The organism is Luteimonas sp. 8-5 (assembly GCF_029763755.1).
In the GTDB taxonomy this organism is placed as follows: domain Bacteria; phylum Pseudomonadota; class Gammaproteobacteria; order Xanthomonadales; family Xanthomonadaceae; genus Cognatiluteimonas.
Genome location: NZ_JARUVM010000001.1, coordinates 1 through 16,998 on the forward strand (window position 1 = coordinate 1; position 16,998 = coordinate 16,998).

Annotated in this window: 16 protein-coding genes; 5 read left to right on the forward strand and 11 right to left on the reverse strand. The window is 69.8% G+C overall.

Features of this window, described 5'->3' with window-relative positions; all coding sequences use genetic code 11:
• A partial coding sequence (locus tag QAA18_RS00005; RefSeq protein ID WP_279410022.1) for a DMT family transporter occupies positions 1-397 on the forward strand: 397 nt, incomplete at its 5' end.
• Positions 398-400: 3 nt separating this feature from the next.
• Here the strand turns inward: QAA18_RS00005 and QAA18_RS00010 are convergent.
• From QAA18_RS00010 to QAA18_RS00025, 4 genes are all read right to left on the reverse strand, one after another.
• Positions 401-1,198 (reverse strand): DUF72 domain-containing protein, encoded by a 798-nt coding sequence (locus QAA18_RS00010; protein ID WP_279410024.1) that lies wholly within the window; start codon positions 1,196-1,198, stop codon positions 401-403.
• Positions 1,195-4,116: an EAL domain-containing protein gene (locus tag QAA18_RS00015; protein WP_279410026.1), complete on the reverse strand. Its 2,922-nt coding sequence runs from the start codon at positions 4,114-4,116 to the stop codon at positions 1,195-1,197. The genes QAA18_RS00010 and QAA18_RS00015 overlap by 4 nt, the downstream gene beginning before the upstream one ends.
• A gap of 72 nt (positions 4,117-4,188) precedes the next feature.
• Complete coding sequence (locus QAA18_RS00020) at positions 4,189-5,076, reverse strand: hypothetical protein (protein WP_279410029.1); 888 nt, start codon at positions 5,074-5,076, stop codon at positions 4,189-4,191.
• Positions 5,073-7,262, reverse strand: a complete 2,190-nt coding sequence (locus QAA18_RS00025) for a M1 family metallopeptidase (RefSeq protein WP_279410030.1) — start codon at positions 7,260-7,262, stop codon at positions 5,073-5,075. Before QAA18_RS00025 ends, QAA18_RS00020 begins: the two co-directional genes overlap by 4 nt.
• 132 nt (positions 7,263-7,394) lie before the next feature.
• On the opposite strand from QAA18_RS00025, the gene QAA18_RS00030 reads away from it, so the two are divergent.
• Positions 7,395-7,751, forward strand: a complete 357-nt coding sequence (locus QAA18_RS00030; protein ID WP_279410033.1) for a GFA family protein — start codon at positions 7,395-7,397, stop codon at positions 7,749-7,751.
• On the opposite strand, the gene QAA18_RS00035 is transcribed toward QAA18_RS00030, so the two are convergent.
• Entirely contained in the window at positions 7,748-8,041 is a 294-nt protein-coding gene (locus QAA18_RS00035; RefSeq protein WP_279410034.1) for a hypothetical protein, read from the reverse strand. The two genes, QAA18_RS00030 and QAA18_RS00035, sit on opposite strands and share 4 nt — an antisense overlap.
• A gap of 62 nt (positions 8,042-8,103) precedes the next feature.
• Positions 8,104-9,021 (reverse strand): peptidylprolyl isomerase, encoded by a 918-nt coding sequence (locus QAA18_RS00040; protein ID WP_279410036.1) that lies wholly within the window; start codon positions 9,019-9,021, stop codon positions 8,104-8,106.
• A 107-nt stretch (positions 9,022-9,128) separates the two neighbouring features.
• Here QAA18_RS00040 and QAA18_RS00045 point away from each other — a divergent pair, with 107 nt between their 5' ends.
• Positions 9,129-9,506 carry a PadR family transcriptional regulator gene (locus QAA18_RS00045; RefSeq protein WP_279410037.1) on the forward strand — a complete coding sequence of 126 codons (378 nt, stop codon included), beginning with the start codon at positions 9,129-9,131 and terminating at the stop codon, positions 9,504-9,506.
• On the forward strand, positions 9,503-10,399 hold the full coding sequence (locus QAA18_RS00050) for a sensor domain-containing protein (RefSeq protein ID WP_279410039.1): 897 nt from the start codon (positions 9,503-9,505) through the stop codon (positions 10,397-10,399). Before QAA18_RS00045 ends, QAA18_RS00050 begins: the two co-directional genes overlap by 4 nt.
• On the opposite strand, the gene QAA18_RS00055 is transcribed toward QAA18_RS00050, so the two are convergent.
• From QAA18_RS00055 to QAA18_RS00070, 4 genes are read right to left on the reverse strand one after another with little or no spacing between them, the layout of a single operon-like run.
• Entirely contained in the window at positions 10,389-12,464 is a 2,076-nt protein-coding gene (locus QAA18_RS00055; protein ID WP_279410042.1) for a TonB-dependent receptor, read from the reverse strand. The genes QAA18_RS00050 and QAA18_RS00055 overlap by 11 nt on opposite strands.
• A gap of 46 nt (positions 12,465-12,510) precedes the next feature.
• Positions 12,511-12,894: a DUF2946 family protein gene (locus tag QAA18_RS00060; protein ID WP_279410043.1), complete on the reverse strand. Its 384-nt coding sequence runs from the start codon at positions 12,892-12,894 to the stop codon at positions 12,511-12,513.
• 17 nt (positions 12,895-12,911) lie between these two features.
• On the reverse strand, positions 12,912-14,171 hold the full coding sequence (gene phaZ / locus QAA18_RS00065; RefSeq protein ID WP_279410205.1) for a polyhydroxyalkanoate depolymerase: 1,260 nt from the start codon (positions 14,169-14,171) through the stop codon (positions 12,912-12,914).
• A gap of 39 nt (positions 14,172-14,210) precedes the next feature.
• The gene (locus QAA18_RS00070) at positions 14,211-14,819 is read right to left on the reverse strand and encodes a class I SAM-dependent methyltransferase (RefSeq protein WP_279410044.1); all 609 of its coding nucleotides are present in this window, start codon (positions 14,817-14,819) and stop codon (positions 14,211-14,213) included.
• A 52-nt stretch (positions 14,820-14,871) separates the two neighbouring features.
• Here QAA18_RS00070 and QAA18_RS00075 point away from each other — a divergent pair, with 52 nt between their 5' ends.
• The gene (locus QAA18_RS00075; RefSeq protein ID WP_279410206.1) at positions 14,872-15,309 is read left to right on the forward strand and encodes a CopD family protein; all 438 of its coding nucleotides are present in this window, start codon (positions 14,872-14,874) and stop codon (positions 15,307-15,309) included.
• On the opposite strand, the gene QAA18_RS00080 is transcribed toward QAA18_RS00075, so the two are convergent.
• Complete coding sequence (locus QAA18_RS00080) at positions 15,275-16,933, reverse strand: alkaline phosphatase (RefSeq protein ID WP_279410047.1); 1,659 nt, start codon at positions 16,931-16,933, stop codon at positions 15,275-15,277. The two genes, QAA18_RS00075 and QAA18_RS00080, sit on opposite strands and share 35 nt — an antisense overlap.
• Positions 16,934-16,998 lie beyond the last annotated feature (65 nt).

A 16,998-nucleotide genomic window follows, 5' to 3' on the forward strand; every position in this document is an offset into this window, starting at 1 on the left:
CACGCTCGGCGCGTTGCTCTACGGCGTCGGCATCAACCTGGTCCGCCGCCACCTGTCGGGCCTGCCCGCGGGTGCCGTGGCGGCCGCGACCGTCGGCACGTCCGCGCTGCTGATGCTTCCGTTCGCGATCGCGAGCTGGCCGCGGGCCGCCATTCCCGCGGCGTCGTGGTTTTCGGCCGGCATGCTCGGCGTGGTCTGCACCGGCCTGGGCATGGTCATGTACTACCGCCTGATCGCCGGCATCGGTGCCAGCCGCGCCTCCACCGTCACCTACCTGATCCCGGTGTTCGGCGTGGCCTGGGCATGGATGCTGCTGGGCGAACCGTTGACGCTGAGCATGGCCCTGTCCGGGCTGCTGATCCTGGGTAGCGTGGCGATGAGCCAGAAGGCGGCCTGAGGCTCAGCCCCCGAGGATGCGCAGCAACGCCATCGCCGCTGCCGGGTTGCGTTCCTTGTCGGCGGCGATGAAGAACACGAATACCTCGCGCGGCCGGCGCGGTGCCGGCGCGGGATCGATGCGCGGCAGGTCGCCGGGTTCGTTACCGGCGGCCCAGGCTTGCGCGCGCTGCGCCCACTGCTCGAGCTCTGCGACGGAATAGCCCGTGTCGATGGCGCTGCGCGCGCGCATCAGCCGGGCGTAGACGAAGTCGGCGGTCAGGTCGGCGAACGAGGGATGTTCCGCGGAATCGGTGAACACCGTGGCGTAACCGCGGCTGCGCGCCAGGGCGATGTAGCCGGCGTCGACGAAAGCGCGGTCGCGCACGTCGAGCACGTGGCGCAGGGCGATGCCATCGGCTTCCCGTGGCAGCAACTCGAGGAAGGCGGCGAAATCGTCGCGATCGATGCGCGTGCCGGCGTCGAACTGCCAGACCAGCGGCCCGAGCCTGTCGCCGAGGGTCGCGATGCCACCGACGAAATCGTCGACCTGGGGCCCGGTTTTCGCCAGGGTGCGCGACTGCATGATGCGCTTGGGGGCCTTGGCGGAGAACACGAAACCGTCCGGGACTTCATCGCGCCACTTGGCATAGGTCGCCGGCCTCTGCGTGCCGTAATAGGTGCCGTTGACCTCGATCGCGGTGACGTGGCGGCTGGCGTACTCGAGTTCGCGGCGCTGGACCAGGCCTTTCGGGTAGAAGTTGTCGCGCCATGGCGCATACGTCCAGCCGCCGATGCCGACGCGGATGTTGCCGGTGCTCATGCGCGCAACGGCTGCGCCCGGCCGAACAGGAAGCCCTGGCCGTGCTGGCAGCCCATCGACAGCAGCATCTGCCGCTGTGCCTCGGTCTCCACGCCCTCGGCCAGGACCTCGATGTCGAGCGAGCGCGCCAGCGCGACCAGCGCGGCAAGCACGGCCTGGCCGCGCGCGGAATCGTCGGTGGCGAAGCGCGAGACGAACTTGCGGTCGATCTTGACCATGCGCAGCGGGAACCGGTGCACGAAGGCGAGCGAGGAGTAGCCGCTGCCGAAGTCGTCGAGCACGGTGTCGACGCCGCCGTCGCGCAGGCGGCCGAGGATGCCGGCCACCGTGTCGGGATCGTGCAGGAGGGTGCCTTCGCTGATCTCGATCCGGAGCTGGCCGGGACCGAGCTTCGCTTCCTCCACGAGGCGCAGCAGGCGCGTGTCGAAATCGGCATGGCGCAGCAGTCGCGACGGTACGTTGACGGAGACGAAGCCGGCGCCGGGCAGGTGCGCGAGCGCCTCGCAGGCGCGGCGGTAGGTGCGCCAGTCGATCGCATCGAGCAGGCCGTTGTCCTCCGCGACCTGCAGGAACTGTGCGGGCGCCAGCACGCCGCGTTCGGGATGCTGCCAGCGCAGCAGGGCCTCGTGGCCGACGATGGCGCCGTCCGTGAGCCGGACCTGCGGTTCGAACCACGGCACGAACGCGTCGCCAAGCAGGCCTTCGCGCAATTGCCGCGCCAGCGTCCGGGTGTCGGCCGCCGCGCGCTGCAGGTCGTCGTCGAACAGCACCTGGCGATTGCGGCCGTGCTCCTTGGCGCGGTACAGCGCGACGTCGGCGTCGAACAGGACCGCGTCGAGATCCTCATAGCCGCGGTCGCCGAGGGTGATGCCGACGCTGGCGCTGACCAGGACCTGGCGGTCGCCGACCAGCATCGGTTCGCGCATGGCCTCGATCACCCGTTGCGCGACTTCGGCGGCGGCCGCGGCGGATTCCACGTCCTCGAGCAGGATCGCGAACTCGTCGCCCGACAGGCGCGCCACCACCGCGTGCGCGGGGGCCACCCGGGCCAGGCGCAAGGCGACCTGCTTGAGTACGTCGTCGCCCACCAGGTGGCCGAGGCTGTCGTTGATCTGCTTGAAGCGGTCGACGTCGATGTAGAGCAGGGCGAAGCCGGGCGCATCGCCTTCGCGCGCGCTGGCCAGCACGTGTTCGATGCGTTCGCGCAGCAGTACCCGGTTGGGCAGGCCGGTCAGCGGATCGTGCAGCAGCTGGTGGCGCAGGCGCGCTTCGGCGCGTTCGCGCTGGGCGATCTGTTCGCGCAGCTCGCGGGTGCGCGACTCGACGCGCTCCTCCAGCCGCGCGTTGGCCTCGCGCAGGTGCTCGGCCGCGGCGCGGCGCTGGAGGCTGCTGGCGATCTGCTGGGCGGCGAAGGTCAGGACTTCGGCGTCGCTGTCGTCGTAGCCGCGCGCCAGCGAGTAGGACTGCACCGCGACCACGCCGATCACCCCGCCGATGCCGGTCAGCGGGGCACCCAGCCAGGTGCTGACGGTGCTGTCCACGTAGCGCGCGTCGATCTCGCCCGCCCGCGCCAGCTCGATCATGCGCGCGGTATCGACCACCTGGGTCTTGCCGGTGCGGATCACGTATTCGGTCATGCCGCGGCCGTAGCTGCGGGTGGACCAGTCGGAGCCGCAGGCGTCGACGGCGTACGGGAAGCTGACCTGGGTGCCGTCCTCGGAAAGCAGGGCGATGTAGAAATTGCGCGCGTTGATCAGGCCGCCGACCACTGCGTGGACCTGGCGGTAGAACGCGGCGCTGCCTTCTTCGCTGCTGGCCAGTGCGGCCAGCCGGTACAGCGCGGCCTGGAGGCGCTCGCTGCGCTGGCGCTCGGCGACTTCGCGGCTGAGTTCGCGGTTGGCCTCGGCCAGCATCCGGGTGCGGTCGGCGACGTGGCGTTCGAGCTGTTCCTGCGCGCCCTTGCGTTCCAGCGCGGTGAGGACGTGCTCGGCGACGAAGGACAGCAACGCCATGTCCGACTGGTTGTAGCGGGTGCCTTCGAGGTAGCTCTGCACCACCAGCGCGCCATGGACGTGGCCGTCGCGCAGCATCGGCACGCCGATCCAGTCGGTGCTTTCGGCACCGTGGAGCGCCAGCGGGCCCGACGGGCGGGTGCGCGGATTCATGCTGCTGCCCAGGAGCGGGCGCGCGTCCTTGACCACGTACCAGGTCAGGCCACGCTCGATCGACGCCATGGGCACGATCTGGCCTGGCGCGGGGCCGGCCTCGTCGACGCTGTCGGCGAAATAGGCGAAGCGCAGGCTGTCGCCGGCTTCGTCGTGCAGGGCGATGTAGAAATTCTCCGCGTACATCAGCCCGGAGATGATGTTGTGCAGCCCGCGCAGCATCTCGGGCATGTCCAGGCCGGAGCCGGCGAGGTCGGCGATGGCGAACAGGGCGCTCTGCAACTGGCCGGATTTCTCCAGCGTCGCAAGCTCGGAGCGCAGGCGCTCGGCGGCGAGCAGCTCGGCCATGCGCGCGCCAGCCATGGAGCACAGGCCGTCGACGGTGGCGCTGGCCGGGAGTGGGGCTTGCAGGCGCAGGACCGCGGTGCCGTCCTGCGCATCGTCGCAGAGCACCAGGTAGCGCGGATCCGGCGCACGCGACGCGCGCACCGCGCCGATCTCGCGCACCGCACGGGCGATCTCGCTGTCGCTGGCCCCCGGGGGGTCGCTGTCCACGGCCTCGGGCCAGCGCGGCGACCAGAAGGCGCGGGCGACCACGGCGGCCGGCAGGCGTTGCGCCAGCGCCGCGGCTACTGCCTGCGGCGTGGCTGCCTGCAGCAACGCAACGGCGAAGGCGTCCTGGTCGTGGCGGGCGGTCGCCTCCGGACCGCCCTGGTTGGTACCCGGATCATCGGGCCCGAAATCTGGCTGCATTCAATCCCCCTGGCCCGGAAGCGTACCGCTCCCGGGATTCGGGCGATGTGATCGCCATCGCGTACCGGGCGATCAGTTCCTCGCCAGGCGATCCGCGGCCAGGTCGGCCATGCCATGCAGGCGCGCGATCCGGCCCCAAGCGAGGGCGGCGACGATGGCCTGGCCGCACAGGAACGACAGCACGAAGGCCCCGGTGCCCACGCCGTCCACCTTGAACCGCAGCCAGGCGAACAGCAGCGCCAGGCCATAGCCGGCGATGCCCGCGACGATGTAGACCAGCAGGGTGGCGAGCGGCCGTCGCAGCAGCAGCTTGAGGCCGCGCCACCACGCCTTGATCACCGAGCGCAGGGCGGCGTCGGCGCCCAGCCAGCCGCGGCCGGCTTCGACCGTGGCATGGGCGAGCACGAACACGATCGCGGCCGCGATCATGCCCACGCGCGTGGCCGATTCGACCTCCGAGGCGAGCACAGGCTGCTCGACGCTGCTGGCCGCGGCACCGGAGATCGCACCGCCGACCATCAATGCCAGCCCCAGCGGGATCAGCGACCACAGCATCATGCGCAGCATCCGCCAGTACTCGGCCAGTCCACCGTGCACCAGTTCACCCAGGCCGAGCCGGCAGCGGGCGCGCAGCGAGGCGACGACCATGCCCGTCAGCCAGGGCGAGAGCAGCAGCATCAGCAGCCCGCCGCCTGCCAGGCCGGCGAACACGGACGTCGACTGCTCGCCGACCTTGGCGAAGCCCTGCATAAGCAGCGGCAGGTTCCTGCCGGCCGCAATGTCGGCGGCGTGCGGCGTGTATCCGAAGTGCGCCTGCAAGGCGGCCCACAACGGGGTCGCCACGAGCAGCGTGGGCACCAGGGTGGCGAGGATCCACAGCAGCAGCATGCGCCACTGCAGGGAGGACTTCAGCGCGGCGAGGGCGGCGCCCAGGCCGCCGCGGCGGGAGGCGCGGTTCATAGGCTCACCAGGAAGGAGAAGAAGGTCTGCACCAGGGTCGCGAACTGGCTGCCGATGCGGGTGGCGACCGAACGGTCGGCCTCCAGCGTGCGCCCGTCGTCGAGCTTGGCGGCGTCGAGGAAATGCTTGCCCTCGGGGTCGAGCTGCACCGACACGGCCTTGGCCCGTCGCGTCCATTCGAACCGCTGCCATGGCTGACTGCCGCTGAAGTGCGCGGTTTCGGTGCTGCCGTCGGCGAACGTCACCGTCAGCGTCTGCGGCACGTCGGCACCGGCGCGGCGCACCAGCACCCTGGTGCGGTACGGGAACGGGCCTTCTCCCGGCTTGGCCTCCGGGTTGGCCTTGCGCCAGGCTTCGCGCCGGTCGGCGATGGCCTTGTCGATCGACGCACGGGTCAGCTCCACGCGCTTGCCCTTGTACATCGTGTAGCCGGGCTGCGGCAGCACCTCGCTGCTGGAGAATGCCTCGACGTGGTCGTTGACGGGATTCACGTCGTAGACCTGGGTGGCGAACAGGCGCTCCACGGTTTCGTGATCGCCGGTGCCCTCGGCCAGTGCCGCCTGCAGGTCGGCGATGCTCGGGTGCCGGAACTTCCAGCGTTCGTAGTAGAGCTTGAACGCGCGTTCGAGCGCCGGGGTGCCGACCGCGGCCTCGAGGTCGCGCATCGTCGTGGCGGTGCGCGAATAGACGGTGCCGTAGCTCCCGCCCGACATGCGGTTCCACGAGTTCTGGCCAAGTGCATCGGCCGGGTGTTCGGTCATCGCGCCCAGGCGCTCCATTTCGAACACCGGCAGGCGCAGGTCCAGGCCCAGCTTCTTCGTCCACGGGGTGCCCAGGCGCAGCTCGCGCCCGGCCTCGGTGAGCATGCGCTGGTCCCAGAACTCGTTGAGTCCTTCGTCCAGCATCGGTTCCTCGAATTCGTTGGAACCCAGGATCCCGTAGAAGTAGCCGTGGCCGAACTCGTGGATGGTCACGAAGTCGAGAAGGTCGCGGGTGAGCGTGCCTTCGTCGACGTTGGCGTAGCTGCTGGCGGTGAAGAAGGTCGGGTATTCCATGCCGCCTGCTTCGGCGGCGTTGTGCGGCGGGATGACCACCGTCACCGTGCGGTAGGGGTAGGGCCCGAGCGTGCGCGAGAAATACTCCAGCGAGGCGATGGTCGCGTCCAGCGCCGGCTTCGCGTTGTTCTCGTACTCCGGCGTGAACAGCACGCGCACGGTCACGCGGGGGCTGCCTTCGCCTTCGTAGTAACCGACCAATGGCTCGGCGTAGCGGTTGTCCGCGGTCCAGGCGAAGTCGTGCACGTCGCCCTGCAGGAAGCGGTGGGTGACCTTGCCGTCCTTCTCGATCGGAGCGTTGGCTTCCTCGCCGGTGGCGCCGACCCGATAGCCCTTGGGCACGGTGATGCGCACGTCGTATTCGCCGAAGTCGGCATAGAACTCGCTGTGCGCGTGGAACTCGTGCGCGTTCCAGCGCGGCTCGGTGGCGCCGCGTTCGCCCGGCAGTTCCAGCACGCCGATCTTCGGGAACCACTGCGCCACCAGGTGGAAGCTCTTGTAGTAGCCGGTCCGCGCGACCACGCGCGGCAACTGGTCGAAGAAGTCGATGTCCAGCGTGGTGCTGGCGCCGGGTGCGACCGGTTGCGGAAGCTCGAGCCTGACCACGGTGCGGTCGGTGGCCGGGCCACCATCGGGCTGGACGAAGCTCCACTGCACCGGGGCGCCGCCCTGTTCGACCTTGCGCAGCTCGATGTAGCCCCACTCGCCGTCCTTGGTGCGCACGTCGCTGCGGAAGGCGTCGTTGTTCTCGCGCAGCTCGGTCATGAAGGTGCTGCCCGGGCCCTCGAATGCATTGAGGTACAGGTGCAGGAAGACGCTGCACACCGGCTGCGCGCTGCGGTTGCGCCAGGTCAGTTGCTGCTTGCCTTCGATGGTGTGCTTGACCGGGTCGAGGGTGGCGTCGATCGAGTAGCGGACCACGCGGTCGGACAGCGTCTCCTCGGCGCCGGTGCGCGGGCCGCCCCAGGCGTCCGGCGCGCTCGGTACCGATACCGCGGCGGCATCGCCGCCCACGATCGGTATTTCGGCACAGCTTGAGCCAGGTGCGGCGGCCGTGGCTGACGCCTGGGCATGTGCCGCCAACGGCAGCCCGGCGGCAAGCGCCAGGGCCAGCAGGATCCGGTTACGCATCGATACTTCCCCCGAAGACACGAAACCCGAAGGGTGCGGCAATCCGCGGCTTGCGGCAACCGTGACCGGCGGGCCGTGCGATACGGCGACGGTCGCGCTATCGTTGCGGGCCGCCCATCCGGATACGCCGCCATGCCACAGACCCACGCCGGAAGCTGCCATTGCGGCCGCATCGCCTTCACCCTGCACGGCGACGTCGCGCGTGCGATCGACTGCAACTGCTCGATGTGCCGGCGGCGCGGCGCGCTACTGGCGTTCTATCCGCGCGAAGCCCTGGTGCTGAGCTCGAAGGAAGGCGACTACGGCACGTACCGCTTCAACAAGGAGCACATCGCCCACCACTTCTGCCTGACCTGCGGCATCGCGCCCTTCAGCGAGGCGGTGAACCCGAAGACCGGCGAGCCCACCGTGGCGGTGAACCTGCGCTGCTTGCCCGACGTCGACCTCGGCTCGCTCGAGATCGCCCAGGTCGACGGCGCTTCGTTCTAGTCTTCCTCTTCCTCGAACTCGGCGATCACGTCGAGGTCGACGGTGAGGGCCTCGACCGCGTCGCGGACCTTGCGCGCCGTGGACGCGTTCGGCGCCAGGATCTCGAGCTCGTGGCCTTCGGGTCCTTCGACGTCGCTCAGGCCGGCCGAACTGGAGTCGGCGTCGTCCATGCCGCCCATCATGTCGGCCACTTCCTCGACGTGTTCGATTCCCTCGATGCTCTGCAGCAGGTTGATGACGGCTCGGGTGTCGTCTTCGCTTCCGGTCAGTCGCAGGCGCAGGGTCGGCATGGGGCGATCTCGCAGTGGGGTGCGAGGAGCCTAGGCAGGCGCCGGGCAATGCGATGTGATGGTCAGCCCGCGGGCGGCTGGCGCACCGGGACCGGTACGTTGCACAGGTCGATGTGGCCGGCCGGCACCTTGTACCAGCCGTCGTTGCGGTTGCGCCGCATCTCCACCAGCTGCGCGAACAGCGGCACGTCGGTGCGCAGGACCTGCAGCGCTGTGCGCTCGGCCTCCGGCACTTCGGAAGCCAGGGCGATCGACACGATCGGCGTGCGCTGCGCGGGGTCCTCGTAGAAGCCCATCGGCTCGGGGCCGCGCGGGATCACGCTGAGCAGTTCCATGCCCTTGAGCACCCGCCCGACCACGGTGATGTTGCGGTCGAGCTGGCGCGGGGACTGGCCGTCGACGACGTACAGTTCGGTGCCGTTGCTGGAATCGGCCTCGACGTCGCGGCCGGCGCCCAGGGTGCCGTAGCAGTGCGCCAGCCAGGCCTGGCCGCTGGCCGGATCGCGGCCGGCGGGGAAGCCGTTGCTGAAGCCGACCTCCGGTGCGTAGCCGTCGGCATCGGGGAGGCGGTCGAAGGCCAGGCCCTCGCTGGCGCGGGTGAACTCGGCCGGCAGTTTTTCCTTCGCGCTGCCCATCGGCTTGCGCTCGGCCGGCTCCTCCGTCGGGTCGCCGAACTGGACCACGAAGTTGTCCTGCGAGCGGTAGATGCTCAGCCCGTCCCAGTAGTGCTCGCGGGCGAGGGTGCGGATGTTGTCGACGTGCGCGGGCGCGAAGTCCGGCGCCAGTTCGATCACCACGCGCCCGGCCGGGACCTGCATGTACAGGAGGTTGGCAGGGTCGGGCGTGCGCCAGTCCGAAGGCTGCGATGCGTCGAGCAGCTCCTGGGTCGACTTCGGCTTCGGTGCCTCGTCCGCGGCGATGGCGGCAACGGGAACGCAGCAGGCGAGCAGGGCGAGGGCGAGCAGGCGATGGCGGGGCACGGCGGACTCCTTGGAGGGCGTCCGCCGATTCTGGCATGGGGTGACTACTGGCACATTCGCTATATCGAAGTAAGGTATAGCTTGGTGGACAACAGGCAGGAGACCCCATGGCCGCCACCACCCCCACGATCGAGGCGCTGCTGCGCAAGTTCCAGAAGGAGCTCAGCACCGGCACCGTCTCGCTGGCCTTGCTCGGCGTGCTCGCGGCGACGCCGGAGCCGATGTACGGCTACCAGATCGCCAAGCGCCTGGAACAGGTCGGCGAAGGCGTGCTCGCGGGCAAGCAGAGCGCGCTGTACCCGGTGCTGCGCAACCTCGAGGGCGCCGGCCTGCTGGACAGCTTCGTCGAGCCGTCGGACTCCGGTCCGCCGCGCCGCTACTACCGCATCACCGCCGTCGGGCGTGACGTCCTCGCTGCCTGGGCCGACGCCTGGCGCGCCACCCGTGAGTCCGTCGCTTCCGTCCTCCAGGGGCCAACCGCATGAACACCATTCCCGAATACCTCGCGCAGCTGCGCATCGCGCTCGCAGGCGCCGATCCTGCGCTGATGCAGGACGCGCTGTACGACGCCGAGGAGTACCTGCGTTCGGAACTGGCCGAGCATCCGGAAATGACCGAGGCCGAGGTCATCGCCGCGGTCGCCGGCAGCTATGGCGCGCCGGAGGAAGTCGCCGCGATCTACCTTGATACCGAGGCCAAGGTCCAGACCGCATTGCGCGCACCGCCGCCGCCGCCGCGCAGTTCAGTGCTCGGGCGCTTCTTCGGCGTCGCCGCCGACCCAAAAACCTATGGCGCGATGTTCTATTCGATCCTCGCCCTTGCCACCGGCATCTTCTACTTCACCTGGGTCGTCACCGGCATCTCGCTGTCGCTGGGCTTCTCGGTGATCATCATCGGCATCCCGTTCGTGATCCTGTTCCTGGGTTCCGTGCGGCTGTTGTCGCTGGTCGAGGGACGCATCGTCGAGGTCATGCTGGGCGAGCGCATGCCGCGCCGGCCGGTGTATGCCGACCGCGATCGTCCGGTGCTGACGCGGATCGGCGAGATGTTCACCGATCCGCGCACCTGGTCCACGCTGCTGTACATGCTGGCGATGATGCCGCTCGGGGTCCTGTACTTCACGCTCGCAGTGGCCTTGCTGACCACGTCGGTTGTGCTGGTCGTGGCACCGCCGCTCGCGCTGTTCGGTGCCTTCGACGGCTGGTCGCTGAGCGGCGGCTGGTACGGATACTGGGAGCCGTCGACGACGCTGGGCGTGTGGGAGCTGCCGGTCGCCTTCGCCTGTGGCGTGGTCCTGCTGTTCGCCACGTTGCACCTGCTGCGCGGCATCGGCCGGGTGCACGGTGCGATCGCCAAGCAGCTGCTGGTCAAGGCCTAGGTCGCCATTCCAGGCCGACATACAGCGAGCGGCCGTCGCCGGGCAGGAAGTTGCGCCCGGCCACGCCGCCCGCATCGGCGACCACGTTGGTGCTGGCGATCCAGCGGCGGTCGGCGAGGTTGCGCAGGTCGGCGAACCATTCGACATCGGCGGCGAGGCTGCCGCCGAACCTGATCCCGAAGGTTGCGAAGCCCGGCGCGCGGAACGTGTTGGCGTGGTCGATGTAGTAGTCGTGCGGTACCCATTCCAGGCTCGGTTCGGCATGGAAGCGTTCGTCCGGTTGCCAGCGCAGCGCCGCGCGCAGGGAATGCGGCGGGACGCCTGCGAGGACGTTGTCGCGATGCACGGCGTCGTGGTCGAAGCGGAAGTCGTTGTAGAGGTAGTTGGCGGACAGGCGCCACGCGGAGGAAGGACGCCACTCGAAGGCGAACTCGATGCCCTGGTGCAGGGTGCGGTCGGCGTTGACCGTTCCCAGCGGATTGCCCTGGGCATCGCCAAGGGACAGCAGCTCGCCCTCGATGCGTGCGCGGTAGGCGGCCAGGTCCAGCGCCAGGCGTTCGCGTTGCACGCGCACGCCCAGTTCGGCACTGGTGGCGCGCTGCATCCGCACCGGGGTGACATTGGCACCGCCGCTGAGCTCACCGAAACTCGGCGGTTCCGCGCTGCGGCTGACATTGGCGAACCACTGCACGCCGTCTGCCGGCACCCAGCGCAGGCCGAGCTTCGGACTGGTCGCGCGATAGTCGACATCGAAGCTCTCGTCGTGGCCTCCGCCAACGAGCAGGTCGTGGGAGCGCCGCGAGGAACGCAAATGCTGCGCGCCCAGCGACAGCACCCATTGCGGCGCCAGCCAAACCTGGTTCTCGACGAACACGGTGGTGTTGACCGCCGCCTGGTCGAAATGGTTGGTCGGTGCACCGGCCGCGCCGCCGACGTTGGCGTAACGCCGGTCGTCGATGGTGCCGCGCGTGCGCGACGCTCCCACCGCCAGCAGGTTGCGATGGCCGCCGATTGCACCGTCGTGGCGCCAACGCAGGTCCACGCCGCGGTCGCGCGATTCCTGGCGCAGCACCTGGAAGATCGGGTGGTCGAGCGACTTGCGCGAATCGAACAGCGACAACGTGGCCTCGCTGTCGTCCGAAGGCGCCCATGCCAGGCGCGCAGCCACGCGATCGAGACGGAAGTCGCGGCGCTGGTCCTGGACCACGCTGGCCGGAGCGGCCATGCCCGGCTCGCCGAGCGCTTCGTCCAGTGTCAGGTTGCCCGGAAGCTGCGAACGCGTGTCGACATGGGCGAGGTAGACGCGGGCATCCAGATGGTCGCCGAACTGGAAGCCGGCATTGGCCGAGAGCCGGTGGTTTTCCTGCACGGCGTGCTCGCGGAATCCGTCCTGGCGCGCGCTGGTGATGCCGATGTAGGCGTCGGCGCGGCCGCGCACGCCGCCAGCGGCCAGCTGCGCGCGTCGGGTGCCGAAGCTGCCGGTCTCCAGGCGCAGGACGGGGCGGGGCGAATCGCGTCCGGTACGCGAAACGAAGTCGATCGCGCCGCCGAGGGTGGCCGCACCGGCCTCGAGCGCATTGGCGCCGCGCCAGACCTGGACGTAGCGCGCCGCCAACGGCTCGATCGCCTGGAAGTCGAAGCTGCCATCGGCGAGGTTGAGCGGCACGCCGTCCTGGAGCACGACCAGCCCGCGGCCGTGGAAGGTGCGTTGCAGCCCCGAGCCGCGGATCGACAGGCGCGACTCCTCCGCGCCGAACCGCGGCTGGACGAACACGCCCGCCGCCTGGCCGAGCGCATCGGCGAGATTGCCGACGCGTCCGTCGCGATAGCGTTCGCCGTCGACCAGGGTCGTGGCGCCGGCGCGTTCGTCCAGGCGCCGTCGCGCCTGTTCGATGCTTTCCACGGCACTGGCCAGGGGCAGGGCGCCGCGCACCTCGACGGTGGGCAGGTCGGTGGGATCTTCATCATCGGGTGCGGCAGTGGCCGCGGTAGCCGGCAGCATCGCGAAGGCGAGCGCCATGGCGAGGCACGACGCACGCGGCGTCGCGACTGCAAAAGTCGGCATTGGATGGCTCCTGGAAAGACGCGAATGGAACGGGGATGCGCGTAGTTCAGGAGACCAGGGGCGGACCGCGCGAACCCAGGCCGCAAGGATGCGGCTGCGAGCGCGTGACCGCGGCAGGCGATGTGCAAAGCGCCGGCGGCAAGGCCGGCGGCGGCACGGTGAGGGCGCCGACGACAGGCGCAACCGCGGCCGCCAGCAACGGGCAGTACTCGCAGTCGACGCCGGCGTGCGGGTCGGGGGTGGGCGATGCCGGCAGCAACACCGTGCGCAGGCCCTGCACGGTGCAGAGTTCGGCCCACACCGGCGCGGCGCGGTCTCCGGCGACCTGGGCCTGGGCGATGCGACCGACCGTGGGCAGCAGCGCCAGCAGAAGCACGGCGACGAATGCCAGCCGGCCCATGTGGCGATGCAATACGCGCGAACGGATCACGCCGCGATTCTACGCGTTCAGTCGTGGTGCGCGGCGATGAAGTCGCGCACCTGCGGGTAGACCTGCTCGCGCCAGCGGCGGCCGCTGAAGATGCCGTAGTGGCCGGCGCCCTTCACGGTCAGGTGCTTGCGATCGGCAGCATCGATGCCGGTGCACAACTGGTGCGCGGCGCGGGTCTGGCCCGCACCGGAAATGTCGTCGAGCTCGCCTTCGATGGTGAGCAGGGCGGTGCCGCCGCCCTTGCCGGAGCCGATCGCCCCGGGGCGCACCCGCTCGCCGCCCACGTCCCACAGGCCGCGCGGCAGCAGGTGTTCCTGGAACACGATGCGCACGGTGTCGAGGTAGTAGCGGGCCGGCATGTCCAGCACCGCGTTGTATTCGTCGTAGAAGCGGCGATGGGCCGCGGCGTCCTCTAGGTCGCCCTTGACCAGGTCCTGGTAGAAATCCCAGTGCGAGAGGAAGTGGCGTTCGGGATTCATCGCCATGAAGCCGGCATGCTGCAGGAAGCCCGGATATACGCTGCGGCCGCGGCCGGGATAATTGGCCGGCACCACTTGGATCACGTTCTGCTCGAACCACCACAGGGGTTTTTGGGTCGCGAGGTCGTTGACCGCGGTCGGCGACTTGCGGGTATCGATGGGCCCGCCCATCATCACCATCGAACGCGGCGTGGGCTCGCCGCGCGCGGCCATCAGCGAGACCGCCGCCAGCACCGGCACGGTCGGCTGGCACACGCTCATCACGTGCAGGTCCTTCGCGCCGATGTGGCGGATGAAATCCTCGATGTAGCGCACGTAGTCGTCGAGCGAGAACGTGCCCTCCGCGCCGGGCACCATGCGCGCATCCACCCAGTCGGTGACGTAGACCTTGTGGTCGCGCAGCAGGGTGCGCACGGTATCGCGCAGCAAGGTGGCGTGGTGTCCGGAGAGCGGGGCGACCACCAGCACGGTCGGATCGTCCTTGAGTTCGCGCAGGTTGCCGGCGTCGTCGGTGTAACGCTTGAAGCGCAGCAAGCGGCAGAACGGCCGCGACAGGACTTCCTTTTCGACCACCGGACACTGCTGGCCGTCGACCTCGACGGCGTGGATGCCGAACTCCGGCTTCTCGTAGTCCTTGCCGATGCGATAGAGCAGCTCGCAGCCCGCGGCCACGCGCGAGGCCTCGGGCATGGCGGCCAGCCAGCTGCCGGGTGCCGAATACATCTTGGCGCCCGCCTCCGCCCAGTAGGTGAGGGGGGCCATGCCGGCACGCCAGAGTTCGTGGAATTGGTAAAGCAGCATCAGCGGTCCCGGGGTTGCTGCGCCGCAGCATAACACCTAGCCGGGAATTTCCAGGGAAGTGGCGGTGCCGCCCAGGGCGGGGGACAGCCAGCAGTGGGAGCCGAGCTGGGTGAAGCCCACGGCCTCGAAACGGCGGCGGTAGAAGCTGGCCGCCCGCTGCCGGAAGGCATGCTCGTCGCCCTCGGCGCGGTCCTCGCGGGCGAAGGTTTCCAGGAACGCCACGCCGCCGCAGAGTTGGGCCAGCCCCGGGAGGCCGCGATCGAGCTCGCGCGTGGACAGGTAGTGCATCACGTCGCTGCACACCAGCAGGTCGACGGGCGGGCACGGACGCAACTGGTCGAACTCGCCGAAGCGCGCCAGGTGGATGCCGCGGCTGCGGCCGTAACGCTGTGCCGCATATTCGCTGCCGTCGAAACCCAGGTAACGCACGCCGGGGCGCAGCTTCAGCAGCGGTGCGCGCCAGGCGCCTTCGCCGCAGCCGATGTCCAGCACCGTGCGCAGCGGCCGTTCGAGGTGGTATTCGGCGGTGGCGACTGCAAGCGCGACCTTGCGCGCCAGGCGCCGTGCCCCGCCGATGCCGCCGCGGCGGTACCAGCGCTCGAAGTAGTCCCGGTCGTAGACCTTTTCCCGATCACGTTCGTCCATTGGTGGCATCCTAGCGCGCGCCAACGCCTGGCGACCGGAGCCCGACGCGATGATGAATGCCTACCTGCTGACCAAGACCGCCCACCTGGTGTTCGTGATCGCGTGGATGTCGTGCGTGTTCTACCTGCCGCGCATCCTGGTCAACCTGGCCGAGGCCGGGAATGGCTCCTCGGAGGCCGAGCGTGCGGTGCGCGAGCGCCTGGTGCTGATGGGGCGGCGCCTGTACCGCTTCGGCCACATCATGTTCGGGTTGGCGGTGTTGCTCGGCCTGGCGCTTTGGCTGCACTTCGGCATCACCGGCGCGTGGCTGCACGCCAAGCTCGTGCTGGTCGCGCTGCTGCTGGTCCACTACATCGTCGCGGGGCGCTGGCTCAAGGGCGCGGAACAGGGGCGTGCGCTGCCGTCGCCGCGCGCGCTGCGCTGGTTCAACGAACCGCCGGTGCTGGTGCTCGCGGTCATCGTGTACCTGGTACTGGCGCGTCCGTTCTGAACTTCGCCGGATCCGGCAGTTCCACCGGCACGCCATCGGCGTTGCAGTAATCCCTGGCGCACATCGCAGCGCGCAGCACCGGCGTGGCCTGCAGCAGGAAGTGGAAGATGGTGTTCTGCTCGACGCTGCCGCGCACCGCGTCCGCGCCGGGCCCGCGTGCCCAGATGCCGACGTCGTCGCCGCCGTGCGATTCGCCGCTGCGCGGCACCAATGCTTCCTGGTGGTAGTCCGGAGCCTCGGTGTCGACCTCGCGGAGGTCCGGGCGCGCCCCGGGGACATGGCCCGGGCCGTTGGCGTAGACCAGCGTGGTGTAGGGCAGGCCGTCCGGATCCAGTGCCAACGCCTCCGAGCCGTCGCGGTTGCGCGACACGACCTTGCCGAGGATGGGATTGCCACGCACCGGATAGCCGACGAAGGACATGGTGTGGGCGTGGTCGGCGGTGACCAGGATGAGGGTGTCCTCGTCGGAGGTCATTTCGTCTGCGACCGCCACGGCCTCGCTCAGGGCGATGGTTTCGTCCAGGGCGCGGAAAGCGTTGCCTTCATGGTGCGCGTAGTCGATCAGCGCGCCTTCCACCAGCAACACGTAGCCGTCCGGATCGTTCTGCAGGCGCACGATGGCTTCGCGCGTCATCCGCGCCAGGCTCGGTTCGCCCTCGCCGTCGCCGCCGACGTCCTGCAGGTAATGCATGCGGCCCGGTTCGAACAATCCGAGCAGGGGGCCGGTCGCGGGCGCGGCGTCGAGCTGGGCGCTGTTCCACACCACGCTGCCACCGGGATGGCGTTGTTGCCACTCGGCGGCCAGGTCGCGGCCGTCGCTGCGGGCGCCGTGCCGGTCCGGGTCTTCGGGATCCTGCCGGGTGGACGGAAGCAGGTTCTCGCGCCCGCCGCCCATCAGCACGTCGGGCCCGGTGCCGTACGGCGAGCCGACGATCTGCAGGGCGATGTCTGTGCACGCGACCGTGCCTTGGGTTTTCGCCATCGCGGTGTCACTTTCCCAGCCGCGGTCGGCGACATGCGCGAATGTGGCACCCGGCGTGGCATGGGTAACCTTGGTGGTGGTGACCACGCCGGTGGCCATGCCGCTGGAGGCCGCCAGTTCCCACAGTGTCAGCAGCGGGGCGGCGAGGCCGCCTTCGCAGTCGTAGCGCGCGGCCTGCGGGCCGACGCTGATCACGCCGTAGCGCGACTTCACGCCGGTGGCCATGGCGGTCATCGTGCCGGCCGAATCGGGAGTCTGCGTGTCGGTGTTGTAGGTGCGGCTGAATGCGGTGGCGGGGAAGCGCTCCCAGGACAACAGGTTGCCTTCGCCCGGCTGGCCCTTGCGCTGTCCGTCGAGGATGCGCGCCGCGGTGACGGTCGGCAGGCTCATGCCGTCGCCGACGAACAGGATGACGTTCTTCGCCTTGCCCCCGAGCGCACCGCGTGCGGCGGCCTGGGAAGCACCGTAGCGGAACCACCACTCGGCCGTCTGGCCGTCCGGGCGTCGCACCTCCGGCACCGCGACCGCCGGCGGCGCCGCCCCGGTCGCCGCCATCGCGGGGGGCGGTGCCGGCATGGTCGCGCATGCGCCCAACAAGGTGGTGGTGATGCAGGCCAGGCTCGGTGCAAGGTGGCGGCGCATGGCGATCCTCGTTCGGCGGGATCGGCCATTATCACTCGCGCACGGGCGCGCGGTTCGCTATCTTC